Below are 14,741 nucleotides of genomic sequence, written 5' to 3' on the forward strand. Positions count from 1 at the left end.
AAGTCGCACATTGACCCAAAACGTGGCATGGATTGCCCCTGCTTTCAACCGGAACGCGGATTGGAACATCGTCCTCATCCGCCCTCATCCGGGACAAAAAAGTGTCATGGAGCCAGTATGATCAGCCATCTCAATTCGACACCACAGCCACCAAAGCGAGCCGTTATCATCGGCTCCGCGGGATTCGTTGGCAGCGCCATCGTGAAGCGCCTTCAAGGAGATAACATTCCCACATTATCCCTAAGCCGCGCGGAGCTCGACCTTCTCTCACCTGAAGCATCAAATATCCTCGCCGGCCTGCTGAAGCCAACCGACGCCGTTGTTGCCGTCGCCGCCATCGCACCGGTCAAGAGCGCCCGCATGCTATCCGATAACATGCGGCTGGTCGCCAACGTCGTTGAGGCGCTCGGCAGGGCGAAAGTCGCACATGTGATCAACATCAGTTCCGACGCTGTTTACGCAGACGGGCCACTGCCGCTCACCGAACAGTCGCCGATGACGCCCGGCAGCCTGCACGGCGCCATGCATCTTGCCCGCGAACTGGCGTTCGGCGCCGAAGCGAACGTGCCGCTTATCCATCTACGTCCGACGTTGATCTATGGATCTTCGGATCCGCATAACGGCTACGGCCCCAATCGCTTTCGTCGACTGGCCGACGCCGGGGAGGATATCGTCCTGTTCGGTGAGGGTGAGGAACGTCGCGACCATGTCCATGTCGATGACGTCGCCGAATTGATCTTCCAGGCCCTCCTTCACAAGAGCGTCGGCGCACTCAACGTAGTCACGGGACAAGTCCACTCGTTTGCGGACATCGCCAAGGCGGTGGTCGCAATGTCTGGCAAACAAATCCCGATCAGGATATCTCCGCGCATTGGCGCCATGCCGCATAATGGCTATCGACCCTTCGACAACACAGCGTGCAAATCGGCATATCCGCAGTTCAACTTTACGCCGTTGCAGGACGGCCTGAGACGCGCGGCGCTCCGGCTGTGATCCCGCGCTGCGCGACGACGTTCGATTGAGGCGGTGCCGCATTGGACATTCTGACCACCGGCCTAATGCTTGCCGCCGGCCTGCTGCACGCCAGCTGGCACAGCCTCGTGAAATCCGGGCAGAACCAGATTACGGTGCTGGCCGGTATGGGCGCTGTCGCGGGACTATGCGCCTGCGCCGCGCTGCCACTGGTGCCGACGCCTCCTCCCGCAGTGTGGCCGGTATTGTTGCTCTCTGTGACACTGCATATCGGCTACAAGCTCTGCCTCGCGGGCGCCTATATGCGCGGCGATTTCGGACAGGCATTTCCCATTGCGCGCGGAATGGTGCCGTTGTTTGCGACGCTGATCGCATTCGTCAGTCTCGGCCAGATGCCATCCATCACCCAATGCGTTGGCATCGCTCTTGTCTCATCGGGCCTGCTGCTACTCGCCTTCGACAAGCTGAACGGACTGGCGCCCTGGCCACTGTTGACGACGGCTACGGCAGCCGGCGCAGCGGTTGCCGCCTATTCGACGGTGGATGCCTATGGCACACGGCTGTTCGGCGATTGGCTTGGTTTCACCGCATGGCTGATCGCTCTCGACAGTCTCACATTTTTCCTGGTGAGTTGGGTGCTGCGTGGCGGCAATCTTTGGGTGGAACTACACGCTACGCGCTGGCGCATACTCGTTTCCGGGCTGTTGGGCCTGCTTTCCTTCTGCGTGTTTCTCTGGGCCCTCAGTCGCAATGCTGTCGGTGCAGTTACCACCGTTCGCGAAACCAGCGTCTTGTTTGCCATGGCGATAGGTGTCGTGCTGCATCACGAAGCACTATCCTGGCGCCGGATCGGCGGAGCAGTTCTGATTTTCGCCGCGATCGTCGTGATTGCGATATGAACGCGGAAAAAGCCATTTTGAGGGCCCGCGGTCACCCCTGTGTCAAGCGGTCAAAGTGCCATCAAGTCTACGTCCAACAGCCGTTTCTTTCGCCTGGCAGATGGGCTAGTTAGAGGCCGCCGTAGACACGTCACAGACGGCCGGATTGATCTTAAAATGACAACGATTCTAAACGACCAGCCTGGGAAGGGCACGCATTCCCAATTCGTGACACGTGGCGGTAGTGGCTTCGCCGTCCGCGCCGCACTGGCCGACTTTGGTACCGGCGTTTCGCTGTGGCCACTGTGGATACGCCTTGGTTGGAACGATATCCTGCAGCGCTACCGTCGCTCGATGCTGGGGCCCTTCTGGCTAACGGCAAGCATGGCGATCATGGTGATAGCGCTCGGCGTCCTCTACGCTGAACTTTTCAACACTCCGATCCACGATTTCCTGCCCTATTTGTGCGTGGGACTTCTGGTCTGGAATCTGATCTCCAGCTTCCTGATCGAGGGCGGCACCCTTTTTACCGGCGCAGAGTCCTACATCAAGCAGATCAGGCTGCCTTACTCAGTATACGTCTTCCGCTCGAGCTGGAGCAAGCTGGCGATCTTCGCGCATAACTTTGTCATCTATTTCGGCGTGCTGATCTATTTCCAGATATGGCCCGGCGCGGTCGCCTTGCTGGCCATTCCCGGACTGCTTCTGGTACTGATCAATGGCGCTGCCACGACGCTCCTGATCGGCATGATCTCCGCGCGTTTTCGCGACGTTCCGCAGCTCATCAGCTCGCTGGTGCAGATCGTTTTCTTTATCACGCCGATCATGTGGAAGCCCGAACTGCTGCGTACACGAACCTATATCGCGGAATTCAACCCCTTCTATCATCTGGTCGAAGTGGTCCGCGGACCGCTGCTTGGTAGCGTGCCGTCCAGCCAGACCTATCTCGCGGTCTTGCTGTTGACCCTGATCAACCTGATCGTCGTCGGGACGTTTTTTGCACGCTTCCGTTCGCGCATTTCCTACTGGGTCTGAGATCGATGACAATCGGCACCATCAACGCGGTCGAACACAGCGAGCTCTCGCTCAAGAACGTGAGCGTTTCCTTTCCAATCTATCACGGCGGCTCGCGCTCGCTGAAGAAGAGCCTTCTGTTCCGCAGCTCCGGCGGACAGCTGGCGAGCGACGCCAGCCAGCGGATCACGGTCGAAGCACTGCGCAACGTCTCGCTGGGATTTCGCACCGGCGATCGCGTGGCCCTGATCGGCAACAACGGCGCCGGAAAGACCACCCTGCTGCGGGTAATGGCCGGCATCTATGAGCCGGTCTCCGGCGAAGTGAGAAGCCGCGGCCGGATCTCGCCGATGTTCGACATCAGCCTCGGCATCGACGGCGACATCTCGGGTTACGACAATATCCGCCTGCGCGGATTGATCCTGGGCCTGTCGGCGAAGGAAATCGAAGAGCGCATGGAGGATATCACTGCGTTCACCGAACTCGGTGACTACCTCGACATCCCCGTTCGCACCTATTCCTCTGGCATGATGACGCGCCTGACCTTCGCGGTCGCCACCTGCTTCGAGCCGGAAATCCTGCTGATGGATGAGTGGATTGTCGCGGGTGACGCAGGCTTTCTCGTTAAGGCGCAACACCGTATCGAAAATTTCGTGGAGAAGGCGGGTATCCTCGTACTCGCATCCCATAGCACCGAAATCTGCAAGCGCTGGTGCAATAAGGCGGTGTGGATGGAACGTGGTGAAGTGAAGCTGACGGGCGACATCGACATGGTGCTCGACAGCTATAACGCCGTCGCAGCGGCCTGAAGCGCGGCACGAATACTTCGTCAGATCAGGTCCAGTGCCTGGCAGACGGCGCCGACGTGAAGCAGGTGGCTGAATTCGCCGCGATTGATCGCCACTTTCAAATCCTGCAACGTCAGGAAAGCGCAGCGGATGTCTTCCTGGTCATCGAGCTGCGTCGCTGCAATCGACACAGCTCGACAGGCGAAGATGTGGACGCTGTTGGCGTGGGTCGCCGGATTGGTGGCATAGCTGCCGCAGGCACGCCACTGATCGGCGGTAATACCGGTTTCTTCGCGAAGTTCACGCTTGGCCGCAGCAAGCGGATCCTCGCCCGCTTCGATGACGCCGCCGGGGAGCTCCATCACCGTCCTCGCTACGGCGTGACGATACTGCGAAACCACGCAGATGCGATCGTCTCGATCGAGGCAGACGATATGCGCCCAGTCCGGATAGTGCAGAACATAGTAAGGCGCAATATTGATGCCCGCCGCCGTCGTGCAATCTTCGGCACGAAGGTCGATCCAGCGATCCTTGATCACCGTCGCCGAACTGTTCACGATCCATGGTGCCATCGGGACTGACTTCGTCATGAGCTGCTCAGGTCTGTTCGGGACGCTATTTAAAGACAGGGTGAAACGGCCTCGGATTCCAATTGAAGTCCTCGATCGCCGCGGTCGGATCGAAAGTCATGTCCTTTGACATGCGACTGCCCATGGCCACGTTGGCATTTGCCACAAACGGCTTCGCCATCGCAAACGCAGCGCGCCAGAGCACCGGCGGAACCGGGAGTATACGGCGTGGCTTGTGCAAGCCATCGAAGATGCGGCCGATCATCTCGCGATAGCTGACGGTGTCGGTGCCGGGCAGCGCGTAGATCTTGTTGGCAGCTGCGGGACTATGCGCGGCGGCAATGGCACCAATGGCAAGATCCTCCGCATGCACCGGCTGGCGCAGGCCGGAACCGGCGCCGGCCAGCGGCATGAAGCCGGCTTTCTGGATCAGCCGCGCCAGCCGCGTGATATTGGCATCGCGTCCCTCGGCATAGATGATCGTCGGCCGCAGCACCGTCCATTCGACGCCGAGCTTTTCGCAAGTGGCTATCAGCCGCGCTTCAGCCTCGGCCCAGTGACGGACATGCTCGCGCTCCTCCGCAATCTCCGAGTCCTGCTTCGTCACCAGGCTCGTGGATGTGAAGGCCACGACCCGCTTCAGATCCGGCAGGGCGAAATGCGGCAACGCGTCGGCAAGCAGGCCCGCATGGGCCGTGCAATACAGCGTCGCGACACCAAGCAAATTCAGCGACGTGGGTGCAGCGAGATCCGCCACGAGCCAATCGACACCATCCGACTGGCGCTGCGTACGCGACAGCGCAACTGGTCGCTCACCGGCCGCCGTGAGGCAATCGACGATATAGTGGCCGACGATACCGCTCGCCCCCAAGACGATGCTTCTCATCCCATAGTCCCACAGTCTGGCATTCCGATCGCGAAGTCGGTAACAGTAGCCGCGCGAAACGAAAAGGGGCCAGCCCCGTTTCGTTGGCAATGACCGGGAAATTTGTAAATCGGCCCGAAAGGGGTCCATGGGGTCCAGTGACGTGACGACCGATGCACGCCCTTTGTGGCGTCGATTGCTGCCGCGGCCGCCGCTCTGGGCATTCGACCAGTATCCGCCGCGCCCCGTGACACCGAACCGTGCGCAGCCGCCCATGCCGCCGCATGATCCGCTGCCACGCATTGCCATCGTGACACCGAGCTTCAATCATCGCCAATATCTGCAGGCCACGATCGACAGCGTGCTCGGCCAGAACTATCCGGCGCTCGCCTATCACGTGCAGGATGGTGGCTCGCAGGATGGCACCACCGACCTGCTCGCGAGCTATGACGACCGGCTGAGCTGGCGCAGCGTGCGCGACAGCGGACAGGGCCATGCCATCAATACCGGCTTTGCGATTCTCGGCGCCGGGTGCGATGTCATGGCCTATCTCAACAGCGACGATACGCTGATGCGGGGCACGCTGGCCTATGTCGCGCACATCTTCCAGACCCGCCCCGAGATCGACATCGTCTATGGCCACCGCATCATCATCGATGGCGAGGGCCTGGAGACCGCACGCGCGGTGCTGCCGCCCCATGACACCAAGGCCCTCACCTATCTCGGCTACATTCCCCAGGAGACAATGTTCTGGCGGCGGCGCGTCTGGGACAAGATCGGCCCTATCGACGAGAGCTTTCGTTTCGCGATGGACTGGGACTTCATGCTGCGCGCGCAGAATGCCGGCTTTCGATATCTCAGGCTGCCGCGTTTTCTCGGCTGCTTCCGCGTCCATGCCGAACAGAAGACTTCCGCGATGATGAATGTCGGATTCGCGGAGATGCAGCGTATCCGAAAGCGCCAGCACGGCCGCGAATTGACACGAGCAGAAATCAATCTGCCCGTCCTGCCATTCGTGACGCGCCAGTTTATGTATCACTGGCTCTACCGCTTAAACATCCTGAAATATTGAGCCGACATGCACGGCGACAGGGTGACGCGCCGTTATAGCCAGACATTGTTGGCCCCGGCGCATGAGCTCGCTATAGTGCGCTCCTTATCACACCAGCCACGGCGGATTGTATTTGAACGATTGTCCTGAATCCGCTCGAATCCCCGCGCGACATTTCCATGCCATTCTCCTGATCGCACTGTTTGTCCTCGAGGCAGCGATCTTCTATGTCCATATCGCGCGCAGCGTTGCGCCGTTTTATCCGCCGACCTATGATCAGCTGTTCTACTATCTGTCGACCTACGATCTGATCCACGCAGCGCATGTCCGGGGCATGCAGGCATTCATTGAGGAACTATTCCAGCCTCTTAGCGCAACGGGATCGACCTTTGTCTTGCAAGGGGGCCTGCTGTCGTTGCTCGGCGGAGCCAATCGGACGACGATACTCAGCATCAATCTCATATATCTGATTGCGCTTCAGGCGGTGCTGTTCGGGGTCATCCGGTCCGTGAGCAGTGCGGCCTTTGCCTGGACAGGAATAGCGCTGCTGCTTTGCACGACGACTATCTTCAACGCTGCGGGCGGTATCTACGATTACCGCATCGATTTCTCGGCGCTCTGCCTCTACGGCATCTGGTGTTGCCTGGTTGTTTGGTCCCGTGCGTTTCAAGATACTGGCAAGGTCCTTCTGGTGGCGCTGGCCGGCATCCTGCTGGTTTACAGCCGCTTCTTCACCATCATCTATATCGCCGGCGTTCTCGGCGCGCTGCTGCTCATCAACATCGTTGCCATCTGGCGGTCCCCGGCGCTCGATCGGAAAGATCTCGCCAAACAACGCGCACGCAACATCGCACTGTGCGGCGTGATCGTCGCCGCCGCCTGCCTGCCCCGGCTGTATCTCTCGCGAGACGCGATCTACGGCTACTACATGATCGGCCATGTGCTCGGAGAGGAAAAGTTCATTCGTGCAAACGAGCTCGGCATCGGCAGTCTCGCGGAGCACCTCCTCTACTACCCGAAGTCTATCTTGAAGGATCATATTGGTCCTCTGACGTGGGTCCTGGCACTTGCGCTTGCGTGTTGGTCATTCGCGCGTGATCGTGTGACCATTCGTGAAGTGCTCGGACGGCTACCGATCTTCGGACAGGAATTCGTGGCGCTCGGCCTCGCAGTGCTGATCCCCCTCGCCATTCTGACCGTCAATACCTCCAAGTCGCCGGTCGTCGGCGGTATCGCCACCGTTCCCATCATTCTCATGATGGTGTTGTTCGGCGCAGCGACCTGGCCGCGCGGCGTGACGATCCGGCTGCCATCATTAGGGGTACTGAACGTTGCTGTGCTCGCGATGATAGTCGGGCTTATTGCCTTCGGCCTTCGGGGATTGTCCACGAAACATCTGGCCCCACGTGCGGATCTCGATCGCATTGCGCTCATGGCCACTACAATCGCGCGCTATGCTGCCGACAATCATCTTGATCACATCTCGATGTCGGTTGATCGTGTCGTCGACTATCAGAACGCCTCGGTTCCGAAGCTCTACAGCATCGAGCAGCTTCACAGAAATCTGGAGGTCAGCGGTCTCTTGGGCCACGGCGCCTACGGTATTTTCGCCACTTCGCGTGACGATGCACGCCGACTGCTGGCAGAAAGTGATGTCATAGTGCTAACCGATCCATACATCGACCGTTCACACCCCTACCCCATGAACACCAAAATCAAGGAGTATTGGGGTGAGCTCGCGCAATGGACCAACGAGCATTGCAGCTTAATTTACTCCACGGAAATTCTCGGAATCCCCTACCGTGTCTATGTCCGACCGCGGGCTCAGACGCCGGCGAAACAGGGGTCCATCGCAAACTGAGACCACAACGCTTGTAGTGCAGGGCGGCACTTTGGCTGGATTCGATCTTGCTTCCCTGCTAAACGTGACGCAGGTAGGAACCGTTAGCGACAAGCGCATGAAATTTGTCAATCGACCGAAGAAGACCACCGCGGAGCTGATCGCACTCATCAATCAGCGTCAGGCTGATTGGTGGCCAGCCGATTTCGATATCAACATTGATCGATCCGCCGAACACGACTGGATTGCGATCGTCGATTCCGACGTCGAACGTATGGATCGCGGAGCTGATTTTACCCGCAGTCTCGGACAGGTCGTCGCCGACCTGCGGCTCCGCAACGCCTGGACAGGCTATTGACTGAATTGATTGATCCAACCGTCCCGCATTCAGCAAACCCGCATGAATCGATGATGCGCTAGCGCTGCGTCGGTGTCAGTGCGTTGTGGACGTAACGTTGGATGTTTACCAGCCGGCACAGCGCTGCCTCCGGCTAGCGCGCTCCGTCGCACTGAATAATTCTCCATGCAGCACATCCGCCCGGCAGGCCATCACCCGCAGCGCCAGCGTATAGCGGACCGCGAAAACGATAAGTGCCAAAAGAATACTTTCAAAGGCGCGAAAATTCAAATAATTCCTTATAATTCAAATGGTTACATCAAGGACCCAGCTGTTGCGCGAGTTCGGCACCCAATGGCAACCAGGTGCGGCACCCCGGTTACTTGGATTTTTGCGCGGGGTGGCGGGGATGCACGCCCCGCCGGCGACGGCAGGGGCATGACAAGCCCGCCGGTTTGCGCGAAAGGTAAGAGGACCTTCCGGACCCACGGCACCATCGGAGCCCTCTGAATGCCCTTCCCGCGCGCCTCGCAGGCCCTCTCCCGCTTTACCGTTCTCGACCTCACCCGGATCCGATCGGGTCCGACAGCGGTGCGCCAGTTCGCGGATTGGGGGGCCAATGTCATCAAGATCGATGCGCTGAGCGACGACGCCGGTTCCGAGCAGCCCGGCGGCCCCCGGCAGGGCTCGGACTTCCAGAACCTGCACCGCAACAAGCGGGCCATGACCCTGAACCTCAAGGACCCGCGTGGTCTCGCCGTGTTCAAGCGACTGGTCGCCAAGGCGGACGTGGTGGTCGAGAATTTCCGCCCGGATGTTAAGGCCCGGCTCGGCATTGATTACGAGAGCCTGAAGGCGATCAATCCCGGCATCGTCTATGGCAGCATTTCGGGCTTCGGCCAGGACGGCCCCTATCACAAGCGGCCGGGGTTCGATCAGATCGCCCAGGGCATGGGCGGCCTGATGTCCATTACAGGCGCCCCTGGCGAGGGCCCAATGCGGGTCGGCATTCCCGTGGCAGATCTCACCGCCGGGCTGTTCTGCGCGCTGGGCGTGCTTACAGCGCTGCTGGAGCGCGACGTCTCCGGCCAGGGTCAGTGGGTCCAGACCTCGCTGCTGCAAGCGCAGATCTTCATGCTGGATTTCCAGGCCGCGCGCTGGCTGATGGAACAGGACGTGCCCAAGCAGGCCGGCAACAACCACCCGACCAGCATTCCCACCGGCGTGTTCAAGACCTCCGACGGCTACATCAACATCGCCACCACCGGCGGCAAGATCTGGGAGCGCTGCGCCCAGGCCATCGGCGCCCCTGAACTGATCACCCATCCCGATTACGCCACCGGCCCCGCGCGCTCGAAGAACCGCGACGCGCTCAATACTGCCATCAGCGCCTGTACCGAGAAGCGGTCGACCGAGGAATGGGTTAACGACCTCAATGCCGCCGGCGTGCCCTGTGGTCCGATCTACTCCGTCGACCAGATGTTCGCCGATGCGCAGGTCAAGCATCTGGGCCTCGCCCAGGACGTTCCCAACGACCAGAACCGCAAGATCACGCTGGTCGCTCAGCCCTTCACGCTGTCGCGCACGCCGAGCCAGATGGCCGCGCGTCCCCCTGAAGTCGGCGAGCAGACAGAGGAGCTACTCGCCGAATTTGGCTTTGGTGCCGAAGAGATCGCCGAACTACGACGAGGCAAGGTGGTCTGAGGCGGCGAGCTGTCAAATACTGTGAAAATTAACGCCATAGGCTGCATTAATCGGGAGCACATATTCGTCCGGGTGCAGTTGATCGGAGATCGTGCTGCGCCTCGAACCCGCCGGAAAGCTCCATGACCGCACCGCCCCGCGTCGCTATCCTGATCCCCTGCTTCAATGAAGAGGTCGCAGTCGCAACGGTCGTGAACGATTTCCGGAAGGCGCTGCCGGCCGCCACGATTTATGTCTACGACAACAACTCGACAGATCGCACATGCGAAGTCGCGTCGCAGGCGGGCGCGGTTGTTCGCGGCGAGCCCCGTCAAGGCAAGGGTCATGTCGTCCGCCGTATGTTCGGTGACGTCGATGCCGATATCTACGTTCTTGTAGATGGCGATGCGACCTACGACGCGACATCCGCGCCAGCTATGATCGAAGCGCTGTTAAACGATCGCCTCGATATGGTGGTGGGCCGCCGCATCGAACAGCAGGTTGCCGCCTATCGCCTTGGCCACCGCACCGGCAACTCACTGCTCACCGGCTTTCTGTCAATGACGTTCGGTCAGAACTTCAAAGATGTGCTGTCAGGCTATCGCGTATTCTCGAGACGCTTTGTCAAATCCTTCCCGGTGCTGTCCGATGGTTTCGAGATCGAGACCGAACTGAGCGTTCATGCGCTGCAGCTCGCACTACCGGTCGCTGAAATCGAGACGCCGTATTTCGCGCGACCGCAGGGCTCCATCAGCAAGCTCAGCACGTGGAAGGACGGCTTCCGGATCCTCGGCACCATCATGAAGCTCTATCGTTCGGAAAAGCCGCTGCGCTTCTTCGGCACAATTGGCCTGTTTTTCGGTATCGTCTCCATCGGCCTCGCGATTCCCATCACCGTCACCTATCTGGAAACGGGGTTGGTGCCTCGGCTACCCACCGCCGTGCTCTCGACTGGCCTGATGATCGTCGGCGTGCTCTCATTTTCGTCGGGCCTCGTGCTCGACACTGTCACCCGCGGACGCCGCGAGATAAAGCTGCTAGCATATCTCGCGCAGCCGTCATTGCCGGACTAGGCCTCCCTCCAGCCAGGCGCGAGCCCGACTTACGTCGTCACCGGCGTCGGCCGCCACATGCGTGCAACGGCCGTAAAGGCACGATCGATCAGTGGCCAGAACAGCAGCGTAATCGCCAGCGTGGTGATGGTGCCGACGAGGCCATTGGACCAGAACACGCCGACGCTGCCGCCGGAGCCGATCATGGCGAGGCGGAACGCATCCTCGGCGCGGCTGCCGAGCACCAGCGCGAGCGTGAACGGCGCGAGCGGAATGCCGATCTTCTTGAAGATGTAGCCGACGACGCCGAAGCCGAGCATCAGCCAGATGTCGAACATGGCATTCTGGATCGCATAGGCGCCGATGGCACAGGACACCACGATCATCGGTGCCACTGCCGCAAACGGCACGCGCAGGATCGAGGCGAAGACCGGCACGGTGGTCAGCACGATGACGAGACCGACCACATTGCCGAGATACATCGAGGCGATCAGGCCCCAGACGAAATCCTTGTGCTCGACGAACAGCAGCGGGCCTGGGTTGAGGCCCCACACCATCAGGCCGCCGAGCAGGATCGCCGCGGTGCCGGAACCGGGAATGCCGAGCGCCAGCATCGGCAGCAGCGCTGCGGTGCCGGAGGCGTGGGCGGCCGTTTCCGGCGCGAACACGCCCTCGATGCGCCCCTTGCCGAAGCTTTCGGGATCCTTGGAGAAGCGCTTGGCGAGGTTGTAGCCCATGAAGGAGGCCGCAATGGCGCCGCCCGGCGTGATGCCGAGCCAACAGCCGATCACCGACGAGCGCAGCAGCGTCACCCAGTATTTCGGCAGATCCATCCAGACCTTGAGCACCGTGCGCAGGCTAATCTTGGCGGCGTGTCCGCGCAGCGCGAGGCGTTCTTCCATGGTGAGCAGGATTTCGCTGATGCCGAACAGGCCGATCACCGCGACGAGGAAGTTGATGCCGCGCAGGAGATTGTCCGAGCCGAAGGTCATGCGCAGATTGCCCGACACCGTGTCCATGCCGATGCCGGCGATCAACAGCCCCAGCGCCATCGAGATGACGGTCTTGTGCTTGGCCTCGCGGCCGAGACCGACGAAGGAGCAGAAGGTCAGCAGATAGACCGCAAAGAATTCCGGCGGGCCGAATTTCAGCGCGAAGGATGAGATCATCGGCGCCAGAAATGTGATCAGCATCACCGCCACCAGCGAGCCGATGAAGGACGAGGTAAACGCCGCCGTCAGCGCTTCCGCAGCCTTGCCTTGCTGCGCCATCGGATAGCCGTCGAAGGTCGTGGCCACCGACCACGCCTCGCCGGGGATGTTGAACAGGATCGAGGTGATGGCGCCGCCGAACAGCGCGCCCCAATAGATGCAGGACAGCATCACGATGGCCGAGGTCGGATCCATGGTGAAGGTCAGCGGCAACAGAATGGCGACGCCGTTGGGGCCGCCGAGGCCCGGCAGCACGCCGACAAAGATGCCAAGCACGAGACCGACGACCATCAGCGAGATGATCTTCCAGGTCATCAGCACGGCAAAGCCGTGCATCAACAGTCCGAACGCTTCCATTTCAGCAGTCCTAGCGACCGAGAGCCGATTCGATCGGCCCCTTCGGCATGATGACGTCGAACGCGACATCGAAGGTGACGAACATGATCGCGGTGAACACGAAGGCGGTCAGCAGCGACTTCCACAGCGCGATCTTGCCGACCATGCGCATGAAGCCGGCGATCAGCACGAAACTCGCGACATAGATGCCGAGAAACTGCGTGGCGAGACAAAACAGTGCGGTGGGAATGAACACCAGCGCCACGCGCCGTAATTGTGCGCGGGTGACGAAAGTGTCGGAACCGCCACTGCGAGCGAAGAACGTCGTGATCAGCCCGTAAAGGCTGGCGCCGCCGAGAATGACCGAGAGATAGAACGGGAAATAGCCGGGCTGAGGCCCGGTGGAGTCCCAGGCGATGCCGGTGCGCCAGTTGTCAAAGCCAAGCACGATGGCGAGTGCCAGCAGAATCAGCGAGACGATGATCTCGATGGTGCGCGTGCTGACAACGGAGGGCGAGTCGTCCTCCGGAGCGGTGGGATCTTCGACGATGATTTCGAGGTCGGTGTTGGACATGGGAATTTTCTGTTTTAATTTCGGAAAGGCGGAACGCTGATCTTCCCCTCTCCCCTTGCGGGAGAGGGTGGCCGCGCGCAGCGCGGACGGGAGAGGGGTTGCCCCATACGAAGGCCCCTCTCCCGGCCCGGACTTCGTCCGGTCCACCCTCTCCCGCCTGCACAAAGCTGCGCTTTGTTTGGGGGAGAGGGAAAGAAGAGCTTCTCACTTAGCCTTACTTCGCCACGAACCCCGCTTCGGTCATCAGCGACTTGTTGAGCGCATCGTCCTCTTCGAGGAACTTGAGCATCTCCGGCCCCTTCAGGAAGATCGGCTTCAGCGCCTGCTTCTCCATGTAGTCCTTGTATTCGGCCGTCTTGGTCACCTTCTCGAACAGGTCGACATAGAAAGCCTGCTGCTCGGGCGTGACCTTGCCGGGCAGGAACATGGCGCGCAGCATCAGATACTGCACGTCGAGGCCCTCTTCCTTGCAGGTAGGGATGTCGTTCCACGACTGCGTCTCGGTGACCTTGGTCTTGTAGGAGATGCGTTCCTTGTCGAACACGCAGAGCGCACGCACCTGACCGGCGCGCCAGACTTCAAGGTTCTCTGAAGGGTTGTTGACGTTGGCTTCGGTGTGATTGCCGACCAGCTGCGTCGCCGCCTCGCCGCCCGACTTGTAGGGCAGATAGGAAAACTTGGCGCCGGTCTGCTTCTCCATGAACACCGTCAGCACATGGTCTTCACGCTTGGATCCGGTGCCGCCCATCTTGAACGGCGACGATGCAGCCTTGGCCGCCGCGATGAATTCCTTCACCGTCTTGGCGCCACCCGCATTGTCCCACAGCACGAACTGGTCCATCGCGACGACGGACACCGGTGTGAGGTCGCGCCAGTTGAACGGAATCTTGGCGGACAGCGGCAGCATGTAGATCAGCGAATAGGCGATCAGCACCTTATTGGCGTCACCGTCGCTCGACTTCATGTAGATCAGCGCTTCGGCGCCGGACGCGCCGCCCTTGAGCGACACCACCACCGGCGCCTTCATCAAATTGTTCTTCTGGATCGCAGCCTGCATCATGCGCGCCATCTGGTCGGATGCGCCACCGGCGCCCGCTGCAACGACGATTTCGACGGGCTTCGTGGGCTCCCAGGCCATGGCCGGCGACGTGGCCGATGAGAGGATGGGCGCGCTGGCGAGCACGGCTGCAAGCGCAGCTGTGGCCCTGATCGAGTTGGACATTGGTTTCTTCCCTGTAGACCTGAAGCGGGCATTGGACGCCCGCTATTCTTCATTGATTCTATTGTGCGGGGTATCGGGCGCGACTTCAAGCATGCCGCGCTGCGGCCCGCCGAACTTTGGTCAGGGTGATAAATTTTGGGCGCCGCTGGGCAGCCTCCCGCAGATATTTTCGCGATTCGAGGCGCCGAAGAAAAGATAATGAAAACAGCATATTGAATGGAATATACGCGTACAGGCGGGACAATGGCGGCCAAGGCCGTCTAAGTGCCCGCAATTGATAGACTTTTCGATCCATTGCTTGTAATGGGCAGAAACATTGCGGTGCGGCTTTTCGGTCGTCATGCAGCGC

General features: G+C 60.4%; 14 protein-coding genes. 9 read left to right on the plus strand and 5 right to left on the minus strand.

Annotated features, from left to right (window positions below; all coding sequences use genetic code 11):
• Positions 1 to 60: 60 nt before the first annotated feature.
• From A4A58_RS27625 to A4A58_RS27640, 4 genes are all read left to right on the plus strand, one after another.
• Positions 61 to 993 carry an NAD-dependent epimerase/dehydratase family protein gene (locus A4A58_RS27625; protein ID WP_244499891.1) on the plus strand — a complete coding sequence of 311 codons (933 nt, stop codon included), beginning with the start codon at positions 61 to 63 and terminating at the stop codon, positions 991 to 993.
• Between the two features lie 41 nt (positions 994 to 1,034).
• Positions 1,035 to 1,871, plus strand: coding sequence for a DMT family transporter (locus A4A58_RS27630; protein WP_244499892.1), 837 nt, complete (start codon positions 1,035 to 1,037; stop codon positions 1,869 to 1,871).
• Positions 1,872 to 2,027: 156 nt separating this feature from the next.
• Positions 2,028 to 2,885 carry an ABC transporter permease gene (locus tag A4A58_RS27635; RefSeq protein WP_081422104.1) on the plus strand — a complete coding sequence of 286 codons (858 nt, stop codon included), beginning with the start codon at positions 2,028 to 2,030 and terminating at the stop codon, positions 2,883 to 2,885.
• A gap of 5 nt (positions 2,886 to 2,890) precedes the next feature.
• Positions 2,891 to 3,673: an ABC transporter ATP-binding protein gene (locus A4A58_RS27640; protein WP_068738307.1), complete on the plus strand. Its 783-nt coding sequence runs from the start codon at positions 2,891 to 2,893 to the stop codon at positions 3,671 to 3,673.
• 20 nt (positions 3,674 to 3,693) lie between these two features.
• On the opposite strand, the gene A4A58_RS27645 is transcribed toward A4A58_RS27640, so the two are convergent.
• Together A4A58_RS27645 and A4A58_RS27650 are read right to left on the minus strand one after the other, a co-directional pair.
• The gene (locus A4A58_RS27645; protein WP_081422105.1) at positions 3,694 to 4,242 is read right to left on the minus strand and encodes an NUDIX hydrolase; all 549 of its coding nucleotides are present in this window, start codon (positions 4,240 to 4,242) and stop codon (positions 3,694 to 3,696) included.
• Positions 4,243 to 4,267: 25 nt separating this feature from the next.
• The gene (locus A4A58_RS27650; protein WP_068738309.1) at positions 4,268 to 5,107 is read right to left on the minus strand and encodes an SDR family oxidoreductase; all 840 of its coding nucleotides are present in this window, start codon (positions 5,105 to 5,107) and stop codon (positions 4,268 to 4,270) included.
• Positions 5,108 to 5,234: 127 nt separating this feature from the next.
• On the opposite strand from A4A58_RS27650, the gene A4A58_RS27655 reads away from it, so the two are divergent.
• The 5 genes from A4A58_RS27655 (at position 5,235) to A4A58_RS27675 (ending at position 11,070) form a co-directional block, all read left to right on the plus strand.
• Positions 5,235 to 6,158, plus strand: a complete 924-nt coding sequence (locus A4A58_RS27655; RefSeq protein ID WP_081422106.1) for a glycosyltransferase family 2 protein — start codon at positions 5,235 to 5,237, stop codon at positions 6,156 to 6,158.
• Positions 6,159 to 6,264: 106 nt separating this feature from the next.
• Positions 6,265 to 7,998: a hypothetical protein gene (locus tag A4A58_RS27660; protein WP_158005750.1), complete on the plus strand. Its 1,734-nt coding sequence runs from the start codon at positions 6,265 to 6,267 to the stop codon at positions 7,996 to 7,998.
• A gap of 97 nt (positions 7,999 to 8,095) precedes the next feature.
• A complete protein-coding gene (locus A4A58_RS27665; RefSeq protein WP_139069959.1) occupies positions 8,096 to 8,335 on the plus strand; it encodes a hypothetical protein in 240 nt (79 codons plus the stop codon).
• A 489-nt stretch (positions 8,336 to 8,824) separates the two neighbouring features.
• Positions 8,825 to 10,018, plus strand: coding sequence for a CaiB/BaiF CoA transferase family protein (locus A4A58_RS27670; RefSeq protein ID WP_068738317.1), 1,194 nt, complete (start codon positions 8,825 to 8,827; stop codon positions 10,016 to 10,018).
• Between the two features lie 122 nt (positions 10,019 to 10,140).
• A complete protein-coding gene (locus A4A58_RS27675) occupies positions 10,141 to 11,070 on the plus strand; it encodes a glycosyltransferase family 2 protein (protein ID WP_068738319.1) in 930 nt (309 codons plus the stop codon).
• A 29-nt stretch (positions 11,071 to 11,099) separates the two neighbouring features.
• On the opposite strand, the gene A4A58_RS27680 is transcribed toward A4A58_RS27675, so the two are convergent.
• From A4A58_RS27680 to A4A58_RS27690, 3 genes are all read right to left on the minus strand, one after another.
• Positions 11,100 to 12,617: a tripartite tricarboxylate transporter permease gene (locus A4A58_RS27680; protein ID WP_068738321.1), complete on the minus strand. Its 1,518-nt coding sequence runs from the start codon at positions 12,615 to 12,617 to the stop codon at positions 11,100 to 11,102.
• Between the two features lie 10 nt (positions 12,618 to 12,627).
• Positions 12,628 to 13,170 (minus strand): tripartite tricarboxylate transporter TctB family protein, encoded by a 543-nt coding sequence (locus A4A58_RS27685; protein ID WP_068738323.1) that lies wholly within the window; start codon positions 13,168 to 13,170, stop codon positions 12,628 to 12,630.
• Between the two features lie 214 nt (positions 13,171 to 13,384).
• The gene (locus A4A58_RS27690; protein WP_068738325.1) at positions 13,385 to 14,392 is read right to left on the minus strand and encodes a Bug family tripartite tricarboxylate transporter substrate binding protein; all 1,008 of its coding nucleotides are present in this window, start codon (positions 14,390 to 14,392) and stop codon (positions 13,385 to 13,387) included.
• Between the last annotated feature and the right edge of the window lie 349 nt (positions 14,393 to 14,741).

Origin of the sequence: Tardiphaga robiniae, assembly GCF_001618955.1 — a bacterium.
Taxonomy (GTDB): Bacteria; Pseudomonadota; Alphaproteobacteria; order Rhizobiales; family Xanthobacteraceae; genus Tardiphaga; species Tardiphaga robiniae_A.

Coding starts and splice junctions, on each gene's coding strand:
- A4A58_RS27635 (WP_081422104.1), top strand. CDS start 2,028: ATGACAACGATTCTAAACGACCAGCCTGGGAAGGGCACGCATTCCCAA.
- A4A58_RS27640 (WP_068738307.1), top strand. CDS start 2,891: ATGACAATCGGCACCATCAACGCGGTCGAACACAGCGAGCTCTCGCTC.
- A4A58_RS27645 (WP_081422105.1), bottom strand. CDS start 4,242: ATGACGAAGTCAGTCCCGATGGCACCATGGATCGTGAACAGTTCGGCG.
- A4A58_RS27650 (WP_068738309.1), bottom strand. CDS start 5,107: ATGAGAAGCATCGTCTTGGGGGCGAGCGGTATCGTCGGCCACTATATC.
- A4A58_RS27655 (WP_081422106.1), top strand. CDS start 5,235: ATGGGGTCCAGTGACGTGACGACCGATGCACGCCCTTTGTGGCGTCGA.
- A4A58_RS27665 (WP_139069959.1), top strand. CDS start 8,096: ATGAAATTTGTCAATCGACCGAAGAAGACCACCGCGGAGCTGATCGCA.
- A4A58_RS27670 (WP_068738317.1), top strand. CDS start 8,825: ATGCCCTTCCCGCGCGCCTCGCAGGCCCTCTCCCGCTTTACCGTTCTC.
- A4A58_RS27675 (WP_068738319.1), top strand. CDS start 10,141: ATGACCGCACCGCCCCGCGTCGCTATCCTGATCCCCTGCTTCAATGAA.
- A4A58_RS27680 (WP_068738321.1), bottom strand. CDS start 12,617: ATGGAAGCGTTCGGACTGTTGATGCACGGCTTTGCCGTGCTGATGACC.
- A4A58_RS27685 (WP_068738323.1), bottom strand. CDS start 13,170: ATGTCCAACACCGACCTCGAAATCATCGTCGAAGATCCCACCGCTCCG.
- A4A58_RS27690 (WP_068738325.1), bottom strand. CDS start 14,392: ATGTCCAACTCGATCAGGGCCACAGCTGCGCTTGCAGCCGTGCTCGCC.